This window comes from Mucilaginibacter pankratovii, from assembly GCF_014773265.1.
GTDB lineage: Bacteria > Bacteroidota > Bacteroidia > Sphingobacteriales > Sphingobacteriaceae > Mucilaginibacter > Mucilaginibacter pankratovii.
The window spans coordinates 239,038-257,767 of record NZ_JACWMY010000010.1; the positions used below are offsets into that span (position 1 = coordinate 239,038).

The 18,730-nt window shown below is 46.1% G+C and carries 18 protein-coding genes; 4 read left to right on the forward strand and 14 right to left on the reverse strand.

Features of this window, described 5'->3' with window-relative positions; all coding sequences use genetic code 11:
• Nucleotides 1–204: 204 nt before the first annotated feature.
• Genes IDJ77_RS19505 through IDJ77_RS19515 form a run of 3 tightly spaced genes read left to right on the forward strand, consistent with a single transcriptional unit; the run spans nt 205 to nt 1,163 of the window.
• Nucleotides 205–360: a hypothetical protein gene (locus IDJ77_RS19505; RefSeq protein ID WP_191190665.1), complete on the forward strand. Its 156-nt coding sequence runs from the start codon at nt 205–207 to the stop codon at nt 358–360.
• A 10-nt stretch (nt 361–370) separates the two neighbouring features.
• The gene (locus IDJ77_RS19510) at nt 371–886 is read left to right on the forward strand and encodes a DUF4251 domain-containing protein (RefSeq protein WP_191190666.1); all 516 of its coding nucleotides are present in this window, start codon (nt 371–373) and stop codon (nt 884–886) included.
• 4 nt (nt 887–890) lie between these two features.
• The gene (locus tag IDJ77_RS19515; RefSeq protein ID WP_191190667.1) at nt 891–1,163 is read left to right on the forward strand and encodes a hypothetical protein; all 273 of its coding nucleotides are present in this window, start codon (nt 891–893) and stop codon (nt 1,161–1,163) included.
• A gap of 99 nt (nt 1,164–1,262) precedes the next feature.
• Here the strand turns inward: IDJ77_RS19515 and IDJ77_RS19520 are convergent, their stop codons facing one another.
• Nucleotides 1,263–2,192, reverse strand: coding sequence for a sugar phosphate isomerase/epimerase family protein (locus IDJ77_RS19520; RefSeq protein WP_191190668.1), 930 nt, complete (start codon nt 2,190–2,192; stop codon nt 1,263–1,265).
• Between the two features lie 319 nt (nt 2,193–2,511).
• The gene (locus IDJ77_RS19525; RefSeq protein WP_191190669.1) at nt 2,512–4,023 is read right to left on the reverse strand and encodes a family 43 glycosylhydrolase; all 1,512 of its coding nucleotides are present in this window, start codon (nt 4,021–4,023) and stop codon (nt 2,512–2,514) included.
• A gap of 178 nt (nt 4,024–4,201) precedes the next feature.
• Here IDJ77_RS19525 and IDJ77_RS19530 point away from each other — a divergent pair, with 178 nt between their 5' ends.
• Complete coding sequence (locus IDJ77_RS19530; protein ID WP_191190670.1) at nt 4,202–4,828, forward strand: hypothetical protein; 627 nt, start codon at nt 4,202–4,204, stop codon at nt 4,826–4,828.
• Nucleotides 4,829–4,885: 57 nt separating this feature from the next.
• Here the strand turns inward: IDJ77_RS19530 and IDJ77_RS19535 are convergent, their stop codons facing one another.
• From IDJ77_RS19535 to IDJ77_RS19590, 12 genes are all read right to left on the reverse strand, one after another.
• A complete protein-coding gene (locus IDJ77_RS19535; RefSeq protein WP_191190671.1) occupies nt 4,886–5,389 on the reverse strand; it encodes a hypothetical protein in 504 nt (167 codons plus the stop codon).
• 75 nt (nt 5,390–5,464) lie between these two features.
• Nucleotides 5,465–8,062 carry an MGH1-like glycoside hydrolase domain-containing protein gene (locus tag IDJ77_RS19540; RefSeq protein WP_191190672.1) on the reverse strand — a complete coding sequence of 866 codons (2,598 nt, stop codon included), beginning with the start codon at nt 8,060–8,062 and terminating at the stop codon, nt 5,465–5,467.
• A gap of 9 nt (nt 8,063–8,071) precedes the next feature.
• A complete protein-coding gene (locus IDJ77_RS19545) occupies nt 8,072–9,142 on the reverse strand; it encodes a dipeptidase (RefSeq protein WP_191190673.1) in 1,071 nt (356 codons plus the stop codon).
• Nucleotides 9,143–9,204: 62 nt separating this feature from the next.
• On the reverse strand, nt 9,205–10,305 hold the full coding sequence (locus tag IDJ77_RS19550; protein WP_191190674.1) for a D-TA family PLP-dependent enzyme: 1,101 nt from the start codon (nt 10,303–10,305) through the stop codon (nt 9,205–9,207).
• Between the two features lie 17 nt (nt 10,306–10,322).
• On the reverse strand, nt 10,323–10,790 hold the full coding sequence (locus tag IDJ77_RS19555) for a RidA family protein (RefSeq protein ID WP_191190675.1): 468 nt from the start codon (nt 10,788–10,790) through the stop codon (nt 10,323–10,325).
• A gap of 167 nt (nt 10,791–10,957) precedes the next feature.
• Complete coding sequence (locus IDJ77_RS19560; protein ID WP_224751166.1) at nt 10,958–12,058, reverse strand: transporter; 1,101 nt, start codon at nt 12,056–12,058, stop codon at nt 10,958–10,960.
• Nucleotides 12,059–12,286: 228 nt separating this feature from the next.
• Entirely contained in the window at nt 12,287–13,099 is an 813-nt protein-coding gene (locus tag IDJ77_RS19565) for a hypothetical protein (protein WP_191190676.1), read from the reverse strand.
• A gap of 27 nt (nt 13,100–13,126) precedes the next feature.
• The gene (locus IDJ77_RS19570) at nt 13,127–14,671 is read right to left on the reverse strand and encodes a phosphatase PAP2 family protein (protein WP_191190677.1); all 1,545 of its coding nucleotides are present in this window, start codon (nt 14,669–14,671) and stop codon (nt 13,127–13,129) included.
• A 16-nt stretch (nt 14,672–14,687) separates the two neighbouring features.
• Nucleotides 14,688–15,623: a hypothetical protein gene (locus tag IDJ77_RS19575; protein ID WP_191190678.1), complete on the reverse strand. Its 936-nt coding sequence runs from the start codon at nt 15,621–15,623 to the stop codon at nt 14,688–14,690.
• A 192-nt stretch (nt 15,624–15,815) separates the two neighbouring features.
• Nucleotides 15,816–16,367, reverse strand: a complete 552-nt coding sequence (locus IDJ77_RS19580; protein ID WP_191190679.1) for a hypothetical protein — start codon at nt 16,365–16,367, stop codon at nt 15,816–15,818.
• A 243-nt stretch (nt 16,368–16,610) separates the two neighbouring features.
• Complete coding sequence (locus IDJ77_RS19585) at nt 16,611–17,729, reverse strand: glycoside hydrolase family 130 protein (RefSeq protein ID WP_191190680.1); 1,119 nt, start codon at nt 17,727–17,729, stop codon at nt 16,611–16,613.
• 290 nt (nt 17,730–18,019) lie between these two features.
• Complete coding sequence (locus IDJ77_RS19590; RefSeq protein ID WP_191190681.1) at nt 18,020–18,712, reverse strand: class I SAM-dependent methyltransferase; 693 nt, start codon at nt 18,710–18,712, stop codon at nt 18,020–18,022.
• Nucleotides 18,713–18,730: the final 18 nt, after the last annotated feature.

Sequence of the window (18,730 nt, forward strand, 5' to 3'; positions counted from 1 at the left end):
TCGCAAAGAGGGTTAAGAAAAAACTCCGCACCCTCTTTACCGTAGATAGAGAGGGTCGGACAGCGATAGCGCATCCGGAGTGAGTCCTAACCACTACACAAAGCCATCCTCCAAAGGGGTGGCTTTTTGTTGCCCTGAATTATTTTGCCTGCACTTTATGGAATCTCCCCTCCCACTGCATCCTACCTGTAAAAACACAAGAACATGAAAAAGATAACAAACAGGCAGAAGGTTTACGGGCCGGTGGGATTAAACCAAATAGCGCTAAAAAAGCCTAAACCAATACAGACGCTTTTAGCATTTAAACTTATTGATAACTATACTGTTATACATCAAACAAGCGTTATATTTATACCATAATACATTAACAATGAAAACTTTAGTAAAAATCATCTTCACCTTTATTATAGCGGTTTCCGCCATACAGCCCGGGCTGGCACAAAATAAAAAAGCCGACAAAAAAGCAGCAAAAGAAGCCGAGATAAAGCAATTGATGCAATCTAAAAACTACCTGTTTAAAGCGCAGTTTATGTACCCCATGGGCGGTACGCAACAGTACCTCACCAGCGATTACGATGTAAAGGTTGGGCAGGATACCCTTGTATCTTATTTACCCTACTTTGGCGTGGTTTTTTTTAACGCGGGATATAATAATCCATCCGAATCGGGGATTCAATTTACTTCTACCAAATTCGATTATAACCTCGAAGAAAAAACAAACGGCAGTTATATGGTTTATATAAAACCTAAGGACACCAAAAACACCGCTCAAATGATCCTGAACGTTTCGTCTAACGGCTATGCGAGCCTGTCGGTACAAAGCAATAACAGGCAAATGATCCGTTTTGGTGGGTTTATAGTAGAAATTCCGAAGGCTAAAATATAATACTATGCTAAAAATTAACATCCCGGGAGGCCCGGATAACGTATCACAGGACCTGCTAAATCAATACGGCATTCCGCAACCGCTTAATGGTACAGATATAGAGATCAACGGCGATACCGTGTTGTTATTTGACGACGAGCAGCAGGCAGTTGCCTACCTGGATGGGCTGGAAGAATTCGCATCATCAATAGACGACCACTCCCCTGCCAAAAATATAATAAGCCTTATTGTAAGCGCCATCGGCAACGATGAATTTGTGCAGACGTACTTACAATAAGGTTTGTGGAAAATCGAGGCCTCACCCAGCCCTCTCCAAAGGAGAGGGTTCTAAATATTTTTCAAGTCCTCTCCTTTGGAGAGGATTAGGTGAAGCTGCTTAAGCGATCAGATTTTTATTGATATAGCCAATGCTGCTTACCATGCTGGCAAACGGGTCTTTCGGCATATCGTGCTCCACAAAAAAGTGTTCCATACCGGCGGTTTTTGCAGCAGCAAAAATGGGTTTAAAGTCGATGGTGCCGCTGCCTACCGGTAAAACGGTTTCGCGTGCTGCATCCAGGTCCTTCACATGCCAAAGCGGGAAACGGCCGGGGTGTTGTTTAAACATCTCCACCGGGTCTTTACCACCTTTTATAGACCATGCCAGGTCGAGCTCAAACTTTAAATTCTTCGGGTCGGTTTCAGCCAAAAACAGGTCGTAAGGTATTTTGCCTTCGACCGCGCGGAACTCTGCATCGTGGTTGTGGTAGCAGAATTGCAGGCCTGCTTTTTTGGCCAGTTCGGCGCTTTTGTTTAATGTATCTATCGAGAGCTTAATTTCTTCTAATGAGGTGATGGGCGTGCTGGCGCAAACCAGGTATTTTACGCCACCCTCGGCAGCTTCGTCAACCAGTTGCTGCATATTATCGCGCAGGTTGGCCATTGGTGGTATTACTATCGGTTTGCCATCTGGCCCGGCAGGCATTTTTGCGCCCGGAGGCAGTTTAAAAGGCGCACCCAGTACGTGGTGGCTTTTCCATGCGAGTCCCTCGCCGTTCACCATCGCTTTAAACTCTTTAGGTTTTAAACCGTAGTACCCCCCTTTTTTACTGAAGGCCGATTCTATCTCTTTATACCCCGCTGCCGAAACTTTGCTTAGCGTACCCTTTACGTCGGCATCCATTACGTTAAAAAAGGTGAACAGCTGTATCCCAACCGCATGTTTGCCTTTAAAGTTTAAAAGAGAAGCCGCCTTGCCCGATAAAGCCACGCCGCCAATGGCCAGTGTACCGGCCGTTTTTAAGAAATTACGCCTGTTATTATTCATTATAATTTAGTGTTTGTTTACTTGGTAAGTAAATCTAAATCAATAAAATCGAATAAAAAAATATTATTGTGTCTTTTTAACGCAATAGGCGTTTTGGTGAATGGTTAATAGAGAGTGGTTACAGAAAAATAAGATTCCCATTCCCTCCCTGGGGAGGGGTGTGCAGGAAATGAGCGCAGATGCGGGGAGGGGTTTAGCCACATAGTAAGTTAACATTCATGGCGCTCCCTGCGGGCCAGGCTATACGCTCATACTACACGGGCCTTAGCCACATGGCCGGTATCCGCTCCTATCCTTAGCGCATTTTTTTCTGAACAAACTACTTAATAAGTATCTGGTATTTCAGCTCTCCTCCCTGTTCGGATGACATAAATGTAACACCACCATCGGTACTTATTGATGCAGAGACTGAATGTGTTTTTACCTTTGCATGAGCAACCCCGTAACAACCCGCTGTAGATGCTGACTTCAAGACAATGACATACTCCTGCCCTTTTGCTACCCGGATATTCGGTCTAATAAAAATATTCCTTGCCGACCAGCCCACTTCCTCAACCGGGATACTTTTAGATGCCAGGGCTTTGCCTGTGGCTAAATGATTGGCACCTGCTTTATATATGTCAATCACCAACGGTGCATTGGGCGTGTTATTTTGAAACACTGTGATACTGAACTTACTCAATAATGTTGAACGCAAAACTTTAAATGTTTGCGACCGCTGCACTTGTCCGCCTATATCGCATTTCAAATCCCAAATATCATCCAGGGATCGACCAGGCTTAACGCCGGGTTTGGCTGTAGGCATGCTATATTCCACAGCGCATTGTAAGGGCTTGATAGAACCGTCTTCATTAAAAGCAAGCGGCGCCCAGTAAAAATTAGCCAGCGCTTCGTTTTTGGCGGCGTTGTTCCACAGGTCGCTGCCGTAGAGATAGATGGTTTCCTTGTTTACTTTAAGGGTTGATACAAACGAGGGCTGCCCGCCGCAGGAATTATCGCTGATCTTCGTGGGTTTAGACCAGGGGCCCAATGGCGACTTCGCAGTACGGTAAGATGTACCCGTGCCCGAACAATACCCGCAATTCGGGTCGGAATAAACCACGTAGTAAATACCTTTGCGTTTAAATAAGCCGGGCGCTTCGGTTTCGCCTTCGGTGACGCGTTTTACAACTTCACCTGTGCCGGTTAAATAGTCGGCGCTTAGTTTCTCTATCACGATGGTACCTTTGGTGCGCCAGTCGGTATAGGCCAGGTATGCCGTGCCGTCGTCATCTATAAATGTATCATGGTCGCCGTTGTTTAAGCCTGCTGCGGGCATATCGCTGTTTACGGCGAGGTGTGGTTCAGCAACTTCGTTAAAAGGGCCAACAGGCGTTTTGCTGGTGAACACACGGTACCCCACCACATTATCGTAAACGTTTATCCAAAGCACGTACAGTTTTGTTTTTGCATTGTAGACCACATGCGGGCGAAAGCAGCCATAAGTTTTACCATCGCAGCGCGACTGCCAAACGGGTGTTTTGGCATCGAACAGGAATCCCTCGTCCGTCCAGTTCACCATATCTTTTGAGGAATAACTTTTAAACCCGCAGAAGGGCGCCGTTTTATTCCCCCACTGAAAACCACAATCGTAACTGGTGCCGTACAGGTAATACGTACCGTCGAAATAAGCGATCTCACCATCATGCGCATCCACCGCATCGCCCAGAGTGCTAAAGCGGGTTATCTGTTTGCCTTCCCTATTGAAGTTTTTGATTTGGGCGAAGGCAGGGATGCAGAATATTGAGAATGTTAAAGAAGCAAGGATAATTGAGGTGAGGAGTTTTCTCATAATTAAACGAAAATGTGGGGATAAACAAACCTAATAAAAAGGATCATTTATCGGGCTGTTTTTTATCAGGGGGCTGTTTGATTTATTGCATTAGTAAATCGTAGCTGTAATATTGGTAGCTTTACCCTAATCAATTTAACCCTAATCACAACCAAACAGCAGGCATCATTACTACCAAATGAAAATACCTAATCTTATAATACTATTCGCTCTGTTCATGGCTGCTTGCGGGAACAATAAACCAGCGGCTGTAAAGTCGGACACTACAGCAGTTATGCATGTGAGCCCTGCCCCTGCCCGCGTTATCGATACAACAAGAAACACCGACGTTTTAGATACCATTCACATGCTATTAAATTATACTGCCGACCGGTTTTTTTCGGATACGGTTGAAAAGGATAAATTTAATATTACACTGTATGGCAAAGGGATACTTACGGGTACTGTCGTCTTCGAGATAACCGGCCATGACGGAAGGCAACTCAACAAGGAGGCATTTACCGCGACAGATCTGTTGGGCGATATGGAAGATGTTTTAAATACCAAACAAAAGATAGACACCATAAACGCCCGTATGGCACATTTTTTTGACGAGAACCGGTTTGTTTCTCCGGCTATTGGCGACAATCATACGCCAGAAAATGATTATATCGAAGCGGATGAATCTGAAAAAGCCGATTGGAATGAAATAAAGGCAATCGCAAGTTCAGTAGGATTCTTTTATAATTATGGGTATGAAGGAACTTATGGCATTGCTTATTCCAAAAAGAAAAAGAAAGCGGTATATATATTTGAAAGCGACTAAATTCAATGATGCAAACAATTCGCAATCAACTCTGTCCAGTCGGTTTAGTGGGAGACCTCAACGGTAAACTCTTTTCCCCTTTTTTAAAATATTACCTTCACCATCGTATACAGTGATATAATCTTCGTTATAGGTTCTGTCTTGTATACCTAATTTATCCAATAATTCATTGGCTTTTTGTCTAATAATCTTCCAGGTTGGGTCGCTTTCTATACAGTCCCAATCCCAAATATTGTCCGGGATATCATCTGTAGCTTGCTTAAAAGCCAATAATTCTGGTTTCAAAGAGTCATCTATTGCATTATTCCGAAATACAGTTTCAAAGCAAACTGGCGTAAACGCAGCATCTATTTCTGATTCGAGCTCAAAAAGCGGATCAAATGCAGGGCCGGCTAATTTGTCCAACTCGCTTGATGTTAACGAAAAAAGAATTATGGCGTTGATTAGATTTGTGTAGTAAAAATCTACGCCTTCGTCATATTTGAGTTGCTCTTGAATTTCAGGTGAAATCTTTGTGGCAGCTTCCTTTATCCCGAATATCGATTTAAAATTGATTTTCATACTCCACCGTCAGTTCTCACCGAGAAACATAAATGTACCTATTCGTTTTACAAACTAAACTATTCAATCCCCTCCTCAATGATACAAACAATTCGCTATCAGCCCAGTCCAGCCGGTTTGGTGGGAGGCGCCTTTGCCGCTGCCGTTATCGCCGTCAAAGTATTCGTAATAGAGGATGTGGCTGTTAAACTCGGGGTCGGTTTGTAGTTTTTCGTTATTACCGAATACGGCGCGCCTGCCTTGCCCGTCCTTCAGAAAAATGCGCGATACGCGACTATAGATCTCGTTGGCTACTTCTTTCAGGTTCATCATATTGCCGCTGCCGGTTGGGCATTCTACCTTAAAATCGTCGCCGTAGTATTGGTGGTAGGTGTTCAGGCTTTCGATGATGAGGTAATTCATGGGCATCCACACCGGACCGCGCCAGTTACTGTTGCCGCCAAAAAGGCCGCTATCGCTTTCGGCAGGGATATATTTAATGCTGAAATTATTACCATAGAGGTTGATGCTGTAGGGATGTTCGAGATGATATTTAGACAACGAGCGAACGCCATATTCGCTTAAAAACTCTTTCTCATCCAGCATGTAGCGCAGCAGGCTTTTCATGCGGTAGCCCCGCAGCAGGCTGATGAGGTGCGTGCCCCCCGCCCTCACCTCGTCCCAGCGCGACACCAGCGAAGCCAGGTCGGGCCGGTTGGCGGTGAACCAATCCATGCGCTTACGAAAAATAGGATTATTCACGATGGCGTTATCATCCAGTACCTCGGCAGCAAACAGCGGGATCAGGCCAACCATACTGCGTACCCGCATCTTTTCGGCATAGCCGTTTGGCAGGCGAAGCTGGTCGTAGAAAAAGCCGTCGGCTTCGTCCCAAAGACCTGTGTTGTCCGTCCCCAGGGTCGACATCGCCCCGGCGATATAAATAAAATGTTCGAAGAATTTAGAGGCGATATCCTCGTAAGCCTTATTGGTAGCTGCAAGCTCCGTGGCAATACGCAACAGGTTAAGCGAATACATGGCCATCCAACTGGTACCATCTACTTGTTCCAAATGGGTACCATCGCCAAACCGTGTGTTGCGGTCGAACACGCCGATGTTATCCAGTCCAAGGAATCCGCCCTCAAAAATATTGTTGCCTGCTTCGTCCTTGCGGTTTACCCACCAGGTAAAGTTCATCATCAGCTTATGAAAGATGCGTTCTAAAAAATAGGTATCGCCGGTGCCGTTGTTGTTTGCCTTATCCAGCAAATAGATCTTCCAGGTGGCCATGGCATGCACGGGCGGGTTGGCATCGCTAAAATCCCATTCGTAAGCCGGTAACTGACCGTTTGGATGCATGTACCAATCCTTCACCAATAAGGTAAGTTGCCTTTTGGCAAAGGCCATATCCACGCTTGCCAGCGGGATGCAATGAAAAGCCAGATCCCAGGAGGCAAACCAGGGGAACTCCCATTTATCGGGCATGGAGATAATATCGCCGCGGTTATTAAACTGCGGCCATTTGCTATTGCGCCCGTTGAGGCGTTGCGCCGGCGGTACGGGCTGCGCCGGATCACCTTTTAACCATTGGTGGATATCGTAATAATAGAATTGCTTGTTCCACAACATGCCGGCAAAAGCCTGGCGCTGTATCATGGCCTTGTCGGCGTTATTATCCGACTGAAGTTTTTCGTAGAACTCATCAGCTTCCGCCTTGCGATTTGCAAACACGTCGTCAAAATTGGCAAAGCCGTTTTCCTGTTTATCAGACAATCTAAGTTTGATTGTATAACTTCCTTTTGCAGCAATGCTGATGTCGTAATTCGCGGCGGCCTTGGTGCCAATCTTGTCAGGGTTTACCGTTTCGGCACCGTGGATGATATGGTCGTTAATACCATCTTTGTAAAAACGCTTGCCGTCGTCAAAATTATTAAAGCGCTTGGTGTTGGTTTCGTTGCCACAAAAAAGCAAGTCGGGATTACCTTCGGCAGCCAGATAAAGCTCGCCTAATTCGTGGTGGTTTATTTTGAGGCGATTGGCTGATATTGCTGAGAGCGAGGGCACATCATGGTCGTACCCCAACGTCCAGGTATTACGGAACCATAAAGTTGGCAGCACATTTAGGCTTGCTTCGGTATTGCTGCGGTTATGAATGGTTATTTTGATGCAGATATCGTCCTGATCCTGCTTGGCGTATTCTACAAAAACGTCGAAGTATTCGTCGTTTTTGAAGATGCCGGTATCTATCAGTTCAAATTCGCCATCGGCGCGTCCGCGGCGTTTATTCTCTTGCAGTAATGCTATATACGGAAACTCCTGCTGCGGATATTTGTACAGCATTTTCATGTACGAATGCGTGGGCGTATTATCAAGGTAGTAATACAGTTCCTTAACATCCTCTCCGTGGTTACCCTCACTGTTGCTAAGGCCAAAATACCGTTCCTTCAGGATTGGGTCTTTCTTGTTCCAAAGGGCAATGGCAAAGCACAGGTATTGCTGTTTATCGCTGATGCCCGCAATGCCTTCTTCGCCCCAGCGGTAAGCTTTGCTGCGGGCCATATCATGTGTGGTGGACGCCCATGCATCGCCATTGGCGCTGTAATCTTCACGCACGGTTCCCCATTGGCGGTCGCTTACGTAAGGGCCCCATTTTTTCCAGCCTGTAACCTTTAAACGTTCTTGTTCTTCGTTCATATTATCCCTCTACTTCCACGCATTCCTTAAAAACCGGAGCCAGTTGCCGTGCATCATATTATCTATATCGGTATCGGTGTAGCCTCGTTTCTTTAATAGTTCGGGCACCTTTTGCAGATCGGCAATGGTTTCCAGATCATACGGACATTGCTCTTTACCAAAAGCGCCATCCAGGTCCGTACCCATACCCACATGCAGGGCGTTACCGGCCAGCTGGCAAATATGGTCGATATGGTTAACCATTACCTCCATATTGCAATTCATCCCTTTAGGGGTAGACCGGCCCCTCACCCATCCCGGTACCATCATCCAGGCATCCAATGCAGCGCCTATTACGGCGCCTCTGTCTACGAGCGCTTTTATCATTTCATCGCTGTATTGCCGGTTATGGTCTACCAGTGCACGGCAGTTGTTGTGGCTTGCCCAAACATGGCCGTTAAAATTATCCAAAGCCTGCCAAAAGGCATCATCACAAAGGTGGGTGGCATCTAAAATAACATTCAGGCGCTCCATTTCTTTTAATAGCTCCAGTCCGTTAGCGCCCATTTTGCCGGTTGCATCCGTACCATTGGCATACCTGCCCGGCCCGTAATGCGCAGGGCCGACGGCCCGAAGGCCATTCATGTAGGCACGTTCCAAATTACTCACATCCACAAAAGAATCGGCACCCTCTAAACTTAAAATATAGCCTACCGGCTTGTTAAGCTTATCTTCTCCATCCGCCCATAATTGTAAATGATTTTCCAGCGAAGCCAAGTCGTTTATTTGCACCATTCCCCCGGCATCTTCCATGGCATTATACCAGGCCAGCTGCCCCTGGGTTTGCGCCCATGCCTGCTGCGGAGAATGCCAGCCAGGCAAATGATTATCCGGTGCCACGTAGCGGCCTATTTGCGTAGCCACAACCAACCCAATGTTACCTTTGCGCAGTTCGGGTAACGAAACTACGCCAAGGCCTCTATCCGGCTTATCAGTTAACCCGGCCTCGCGGGCGTTGATGGCTGCAATGGGCTGCGTAAGGTCGCGGTTCCATTCCAGCGCGTTCATGCTGAGGTCGAGGTGGGCGTCGATAATAAACATATTATTTTCTTGATTACACAGATTAAAGAGAGATTACACCGATTTTTTATGATGAAAACTATTTATATCGTTATCTTTCTATCCCTCGCCACATTCAACCACTCTCCGGTAATTTGTTGGTTTTCAACGGTTATTGCGCGCTCATATAAAGCTACGGTAGGGCAAATATGATAAGGGAGCCCGTATAAAATATCGCCTATTTTATAATGGTGATTAGGTCCTGCATCGGCTACTAAATGTTCTTCGCTTTGGCCTTTAAACAACAGTTCGGGCGCGTTGAGGAAGTAAATTCGCTTGCTCAGTTCATTCTCTGCCGATACGGATTTATGCCCTACATCAATGCATACCTTCGTTTCATTGGGCAGGGAAATAACCCGTGCAACAATCAAAGCCGCCGTTTGGAAGGGCTGCTCCTCAAAAGCCAGTTCGTACCCTCTGTCCCAATAGGCAAACGTACCGGGGCTGCATTCTATCGTCTCCCTTTGGGCGATGATTGGGAAAGTTGGCGAACCACCTGCTATAACAACCGGCGCGGGATAGCCCTCATCGTATATAGCCGATGCCAGCTCCAGCACGGGTTCAATCGATTCATCGGATCGCTGCCGCCTTACCCCGTAATCAGCATCATGGATATGACCGTCGTACGCGTGGAGGCCCTTTATGGTAATGCCCGCTATTTCTGCGCAGGCCTGGTACAATTCCAAAGCATCTGCAGGGATAATACCCGTGCGGTTCATGCCGATATTCAGGTCGATAAAAACGGGAATCACCAAGTCTTCGCTCAGAGCCGCTTCGGCAATAGTATTTGCGGTACCAACATTATCCACCAGGCAGGAAAAAGCGGTATCGGGATACGTTTTTATCAGGCGGATAAACCTCGCCAGCTTTGGCGCGTTGGGCTGATAGGCCAGCAACACATCGGGTGCTTTGTACATGCCAAGCATTTCGGCCTCGGCAATGGTAGCGCATTTAAATTTACCGATGCAGGCGTGCAGCATCAGCCTGGTAATATCGGGGCTTTTATGGGTTTTTACGTGCGGGCGAAGGCGGGCAACATCATCCACCATGGTTTTCACCAGGTCGATATTGTATTTCACCCTATCGGGATACACCACTAACGCAGGCGTATCCAGTTGATCAACATCCTTGATAGTATACCACATATTCCGCAGGCGGTTATTTACAGATCAAGTTCAAATAAAGCCTCTATCTCCACCGGGATATTATCCGGCAACGAACCCATGCCTACGGCACTGCGTACACCAATACCGTCGTCCTCGCCCCAAACAGCGGCAAACAACTCGCTTGCACCATTAATTACAAAGGGATGTTTTTCAAAATCGGGCGTGCAGTTAACCATACCCAGCACTTTTATTACACGTTTAACTTTATTTAAACTGCCTACGTGGGCTTTTATGGTAGCCAAAATAGCTAAACCAACCTGCCTTGCGGCAAGCTTGCCTTCTTCGGCTGTCATATCCTGGCCAATACGACCAATGATCAGGCTGCCATCGCTTTTAACCGTTCCATGGCCGGATACGTACAGGTACTTTCCATCAATTAAACAAGGTTTGTACACTCCAAGCGGTTTTGGCGCGGGAGGTAAAATAAGCCTTAAGGCTGTAAAGTTTTGTTCGGCACGTTTCATGTTGTAAAACTATTAAAGAGTTGGCACAATTTTCATCAATAATACACAATAAGACATTTAAGGGACATGAATTTCGTAATTCGCAATTTGGTACCTGTAAAACAAAAAAAGCCGGGGTCACTACGCCCGGCTTTTAACCACTTTAATTAAACACGTATTAGAAATTTTTATAATTTAAACGATACGCCAAGGTTTACGGCGTAATCTGCAAATGCAGCATCACCATGGCTGTTTACACCGGTTAACTGCGTAGAAATTTTATCAGGCACACTTTGGGTGCGGTTACGTACAATAGCTACAGGTACAAAGGTGTAGATAGAGAATTTGCTGATGCGGTAAGTTACGCCCGGCTCTATAGAAGTAATATAACCCGGTCTGCGGAAACCATTGCTGCCGCCAACCAGATCTTTAACCGGAAGGCACTCGTAACGGATACCGGCAGAGAAGTTAAATTTACCTGCACCATAGTTTGCACCTGCGCGTACCATTAACTGATCGGGTACGCTCATGATATCGCTGCCGTTGGCTACTGCTTTGGCACTTGGTGTACCGCCGCGGGCAGACGACACGCCGTTCAGCTCGCGCGGGCTGATGAGGTAGTAAAAGCTACCGTATAAGCCAAATTTATGCGAAAAGTTGTAGTAGGTGTTGATCTCGGTTGTAATGCCGGTACCGCCATCGCCTAACTGGATAGACTGATCTACCGGGCCAAGCGTTTTAGCACCGCCTGTACCAGTGTTGTAAAAATAATCCTGGTAGGTGTACGAACCTGTAGGCAGTTTTATACCCAGGCCCGCCTGTATGTTGCCTTTTTTGGCTTTAGCGGGGTTTAACAACCATGCATAAGCTTTCAGGGTGATATCGCCCACGCCGAATGAATGCGTATAACGACGTTCTTTGCCACCATGCTCGTACAACGATGAGCGGCTATTGGCCAGCATTGGGATATCTAACGCAAACGACCAGCGGTTGTTAAATATGCGGGTAAGCGTAAGATCCTGCGCGTAAGAGTGGTTTATTACGTTTGTGCCCAGCGCAATACGTTGTTTTTGCTCTTCGGAGCCTACAAAGTGTTTGTACGAGCGGTAGTAGCGGCTGTTGCTGTTAAACAACCATACGCCACCCGAGTTGGTGCTATCCGGATGTTCGTCCATGTTGCATAAACCGCCGGTACTGCGGATGGCCACGCAACCCTGCGCGTTTACATTAGTTTTAGTTAGGAATAAGAAGACGGCGATCGCAGCCGCGAATTTTAGAAGGATTCTCATGATAATGTGGGGCTTTTAAAAATTAGTAAATGTTTATTAAGATTATAATTTGAATGATACACTAAGGTTTATCCAATAGCACCGCGCATAATAAAAACAGAGCACAACTACCCCCGAAAGGAATTTAAGGATAAATTTCATTGTAGATTTTTGCGTGAAAAACGGTAAATGTTATTATACTGCCGGCCAACAAAGGCCGGCAGTAACCCCCGGTATTTTACAGGAAGTTTATAATTGGTTAGTAGGTTCTTGTTTATTAAATTTTTGCAGAGAGGATACGCTAAAACCAGGTGATGTTTCTTTATGCGCGAACCATAATGCCAATATCGCCCCGTAACTTCCGCCGCGTTCTATCCATTCAAAAACTTCGTAATGCGGATAAAACAATTCGGTAGAAATTTTCCAGATGAACAACACAAGCAATATATTTCTAACAGGTTTGATGAGTACCATAAGCGCGGCGGCTATCTCGAAAACGCCAACCATTACGGCAACCTTACCCGGATATGAAAATCCAAGCGAAGCGTACTGGTTTAACAGTCCTTTCTTTTCGATAACGTTTAGCCAGCCATGCCCCATCAGCAGTAAAAAAACCACCACCTTTAAACAATGACTTACAGTTTCCATTGTTTTTGCGCTTATCTGCGCCGATGGGTCTATCGGCACAAATAATTGTTTCCAGTTTTTTATACCGCCCGATAGGATGAGCAAAGCCAATGGCGCGCCAAAATTACCGGCACGCTCTATCACTTCTGCAAAAGGCTCGCCCGACATGGGCCTTAAAAATGCCGTAAACGTACCCCACACTACCAGCCATAAGGCAATGGCGCGTACCGGATAAACCAGCATAATTACACCCATTAAAATATCGAAAGCGCCAACCCAGGGCATCAGCGAATAGGCTGTTACCTTACCAATACCAAACACCGCAAAATAATTGCACCAGATCTCTTTGGTAATTACACCAAAAACACCATGCCCAATAAAACACATTGCTATAGCGATGCGTAATATATAGTGCAGTTTTTGTTCGGTTCTCATCAGCAAATAATTCTCTTTCTGTCGTTTTTAGTTTGCTCCGTCGGTTTTGCCTCTGTTAACAGCATACTCGCCAACTTTAACGCCGGTTGCTAAACCAACGGTACAATCGTTGCGGTAGTGAATGCCACCGTACAACCTCGACATGCCGGCTTCATTTGCCATTGCCATGAATTCCGTAGCACGTTCCGGCACTAAATAACCTAAAACTGTTGCTGCGGCACCGCTAAAAGTAGCGTGGCCCGAGATATACGACGGGAAGTTTGGTATACCTGTCAACGTTTTTATCCCGGCTACCATTTGCGTTGGGCGCGGGTTAAAGTAAAAATACTTCGTGTCCCAGCATACAATGGCGGCGTCCATTTGCGCCATGTTCAGCAATGCAAAATTGCGTGCCCAGCGTACCTCGCTCCAGTTGTGTTTTACAAACTCTTCAGCAGCAATGGAATTCCAGTGACCCGGAGGCGTTGCGGTTCCTACGCCATCTGCCCAAAAAGCAACGATGCGCTCGTGGTCGCGGCTATGATCATTACTCATGGCCATTACTTCTTTCAAATCTTTTTCATACTCTGCTGTACCTTCTTTGTAAGGTGCGGCAGGGCGAACTGTAGCTACAGCAGCGGCCGGTAACAGTATAGGCGTAACTTTAGGGAACAAAGGCAGCATCGGCGGGCGGTGCGGCAATTCAAGGCTGATCCATGGAGTGTTACCGGCAGCTTTGGCATCTGTTTCAAATTTGGTCCAATCGGCCTGGGTACCAATGGCGGCACCGGCTTTATCTGTACGCGCACGTGCTAAAAACACGTTGGCAACCTGTTTGCCCAGGTTTTCGCCGGCATCCCAGTCCGACCGGGTGTTGGCACCTGCCATTAAGCGATACAATTTCTCTTCGGCAACCTTTTTCTGGATAAAATCCAAATCGCCCGGGAATAATAACACCATCATTTGCGCGGTAACACCGGCAACGGTAGCATCTTCGCTTGGGTAAGACGGGAGATCGGATTTAGGAACCAGCGCCTGTACATTCACATCGTTTTTGTAAGGTGCAGCACGGTTGAAAGATTTTTTAAACTTCCAGGCCTGTACCAACGCATCGTATTGTGCGGCGCTTATATAGGCATAAGCACGGGCAGCATACGGAGGGTTTGAGAACGGAAATTGCGGATAAGCCAATGGGTTTGCAGCGCTTGGGAAAGGGTAGCTTCCGTCGTCGTTTTGGTATGGCGGCAGGTTGTGTTTGGCAACCAGTTCGCGCAATATCTCGTTCCAGCGTAATACAGAGCCTGCGCTCCAGTATTTAATAATATCTTTTTGTTCGCTGGTGAGGTTCTTTTGGTAGCTTTTAATTTCGTTCAGGTCGGCCAGGTAGTTTGGCGTGGTGATGGCCTCCGGTGTAGCTACTGTAAAACTTGATGCACCTGTTAAGATCGGCACCCAGGTATCAGCATTCAGGTCGATATTGGCTGGTGCTAATGCTGGCAGGTCCTGGTTACGCTCGGTAATATCTTTTTTGCATGACGATGCGAAGAGCGCCACCGCTAATACTGCTGATATATATAGTATATTTTTTTTCATGATAATTCTCTCCTACTTATTTCTTTTCTTTTTTAACCGAAAAAACATAATCTACACCACCCATAACCTGCAGGTTTTGGCCAACATTACGGCCGGCTACCACATAGTTGCTGCCTAATGTAAACTCAAGCCCTTTTAATGTTTGTGGCATGTATTTTACTAAACCGCCTACAGCGGTGGCATTCATGCGGTTACTTGGGAAAGGCATGTTATTACGGGTGATATCAAAACCACCCAATGTGGTGTATTTGGTTGCAATTGCTTCTACGTTAAGCAACAGGCTGCGGAAGCCCGCGCTCACTAAAAAGTTGGTAGCGTTTGGCAATGCTACCTGGTTGGTGTAGTGCATTTCTGTAGTGTAGTAAGCGTCGCGGTCAATGGTGATGTTATCCTTGCGGATGTACTGGCCGGCACCGGCTACGAAGAACCTGCCTATCTGGTAATTCACCAAACCGCGTATAGCAATGCTTTTGCTGCGGCTGCCCAGCGCGAAAGGCAAATAATCGCCCTGGTAATTACCTACGGGGATAGAACCGGAGGCTATAGCATGAAAGCTAAGCAAGCCCCTGCCAATTTGTTCGCGCACGGCCATCCATTTAACGGCCAGGTTGATATCCTGGAAACCGCGCTGGCCACGCAGCGTACCTGCGCTGGCTTTGGTTTGAATGTATGGCATAAATGCCGAAACGTTAATGCGGTTGCTAAGCCCGTAAACAGCCCCAACGTTGTAAATATTGCTGCTGATGGTACCAAGGTTCAGGTTTTCGCGCTTAAGGGTACCTTCCCAGTAGTGGTCCCAGTTGTTGTGGGCGTACATGCCGGCGATGCATAAATAGTTTTTCGGGATCATGATAGCATCGCTTTCTGTTTGCGCACAAACGGTTTGTGACAGAGCAACAAAAGCAATAATACCAGCACAATACCTGTAAGTATATTGTAAAAGATATTTCATAAAATGGAGTTAGGGTAAAATTAATTAAGATAAAAATTCAGCACAACCAGGCTTAAATAAGCACAGGTATCAACATATATCCTTTACATTTTTTACCGGGTACCAACACGGCGAAATGCAAGATGAATTAACTATCCCCCAATGTTGAGGCACAGTAAAAAATGTAAGGGATACAAAATCAAATATATTTTGTTATGCGCTGAAGTTGGGCGGTTTGCCCGGGGATTCGATGTACGGATTGGTTAACTTTGCAGATATAGGGTTCTCATGTCCTTTCAAAGTTTGGGAGAAGGTAACAAAGTTGTAATGAACAACGGGGTTATTATATTCGATACCGGCGGCGGATTTCTTCACCTGCGCATCCGCTCCTTTTTTGCTCAGCGGTACATCGCTTACATCTTTGGCTACAATAAGGTTGGCACTTACCAGCCGGGTTTTTACGCTGTTGGCAATACAAACCAGGTACATGGTATCCTTGGTCATTTTTACGCCAACGTAGTTGTAATAATTATCCTTTAACTGAATTTGCCCCTGTACGTGTTCGTAGTCGGGCCAGTCCTGCATTTGCGGGTTATGCATTGGCAGTTTTATCTGGATAAGCTGTGTAGCATCTACTTTATTTTCGTAGATCTGCTTTACCATCTGCACTTCAGACCGGTGGATGAAATATTGGAAGAATAGGCCATACCCTCCTGTATAAAACAGGTGTACACTTAATAACAGTATCGCAAAAAACCTTTTCACTAAATCTGGTACAATTAGGGGTATAATTCGGTGGTAAATATATATGAATTAATTTATTTTCCAAACAAATTCAAATGTTTATTGTATCCCCGCAAAAAAGTTACAGAAACAAAATGTTAGGTTTCAAATTTCAGATGTGCGGATGAAGAATGAATTTTGTCCCTGATGTAATATATCATGGCCACTTGTGATGCCTATGTACGTCCTAATCTGAAATTTGCACATTTGAAATCTGCACATCTATTACTTCCCCGGCGTGTAAATAGCCACCCCTACCCGCGAATCGGCACAGCCGTAATATAAAAACCATTTGCTTTTAAAATAAACAAGCCCTTCCATAAATACGGTACCTGCCGGGTATTGCCCGCTTTTTTCAAACGGCTCCTGCGGTACAAAGAAAGGCTTATCTAATCGGCTGATGGCCCTGGTGGGGTCTGCAGCAGAGAACATTACCTGCCCGCCGCAGTAAGAGTTGGCGGTGTAGTTTTTATCGCCATAAGTTGGGTTATTTTTGCCGTTGTATAAAAGCACGATGCCTTTTGGTGTGATGATGGCCGGCGGACCGCATTCGGTGAGGTCGCTGTCGAAATAATTGCGGCGCGGGGATATCAGGGCATTCAGCGTGCTGTCTTTATTAATTAAGGGTTTCCAGTTCACCAGGTCGGTTGAGGTGGCGGCGTACACGCCGGTTTCGCCCCAATACATCCAGTATTTACCGTTTATCTTGGCGATCACCTGCTTGCCATTTACCAGTTTGGTAATAATGGAAGCCGACTTGCTGGCTATTTTATGGAATTTACCGTTGTAGGCTTTTTGAAATATCGGGCCGTGCTTTACCCATGTCTTTAGGTCTTTAGAGGTTGCAACACCCAGGCGTGGCAGATCGTGGTTCCACTGGGTGTAGAAAACTACGTAGGTTCCATTAGCTGTCATGGCAACACGCGGGTCTTCGCAGCCGCCGGTCCACTCAAATGCTTTCTGGCTATCGTTGGATGGATACAGCATGGGTACAGGCGAACGTTTCACGGTGGTGCCATTAGTGCTTTCCGCCAGCCCGATGCGCGAGGTCCTTCCCCCTATCCCGGTGCCCGATTTATCTTCGGCACGGTACAAAATATAGATCTTACCGTTTTTGATGGTGGCCGCCGGGTTAAAGGTGTCGTTGCTTTCCCAGTCAACGCTGCGCTTATACATTGGGTCGTTAAAACGGGTGGTGGTATCGGGGCTGATAAGCGGGTTCACTCCCGCAGGCCGCACAAAGGGGCCGAATGCCCAGGTGGGTAGTTTAGTTTGTGCGGATAAAGTGCCTGCGGTTAATAAAAGCAGGCAGAGGGTTTGTAAGGTTTTGTAGAAAGTTTTCATCGTAATTGAAGATTTATACCGAATCGTCATCCATTAGTTTTTGACTCGGTACCATAGGCGCACTTTTTTGTTGAACGTTCCCTGTATCAATTTCCTTTATCAAATGTTCTTCAACACCCAATTTATCAGCTATTTGTCTGAGTATCTGATATTGCATCTTTTGATAGTTAATAAGCGTATCGATCCTAAATATCCATCTTGTGATTAGAACAGATATCAAGAAGATCAAAAGATATCCTAAAACGTAAATTATTATTAAGGTTGTCATTCTGTAGATTTTTTTAATCGATTTACTCTATTACCATCAGCCTTGCCAAATATCCATCCATATCATCTTCATCCAGTATATCTATCGCCCAGTTTTCTTCGGCAGCTACCTGTATCAGGGTGTCCGCATCAATATACAACCACTGGAACCAGTCGGTCTTTTGCCCTTTGTAGGCATATTGGTACCATAGCTCGCCGTAATAATTACCGGCAGGCAGATCGCCTTCGTACAAATAAGCAATATCAGATGAATCGAATAATAATTGGCCGCCCGGTTTAAGGAGCTTTTTGGTATGCTGTAAAAATACACGTAATTGTTGAATATTCCCGGTAAGCCCGATGCCATTCATCAACAATAACAGGGTGTCGTATTTTTCGCCGCCGTAAGCGTATATATCCTGCTCAAACGCCTGCTTAACGCCGCGTTCCAGCATAATATCCACTGCCCTGCCAGATATATCCATCGCGGTAACATCAACTCCTCTGTGCTGCAATACCAAAGCATGGCTGCCTGCCCCGGCGCCAATATCCAGCACCCGGCCACGGCATTTACTTAATGCAAGCAGCTCGAGGTCGGGCATATCCTCTTCCCCGCGGAAATAGACATCCAGCGGCATCTCCTCTTTAGGGCCGTACTTGTTGTTGATGAAAAGCTTGGCGGGCTTGGTTGTTTTGAAATGCCCCCACAAGGCTTGCCCGAAAATATCCTTCGCCAAATTATTTAAGTTTTATCG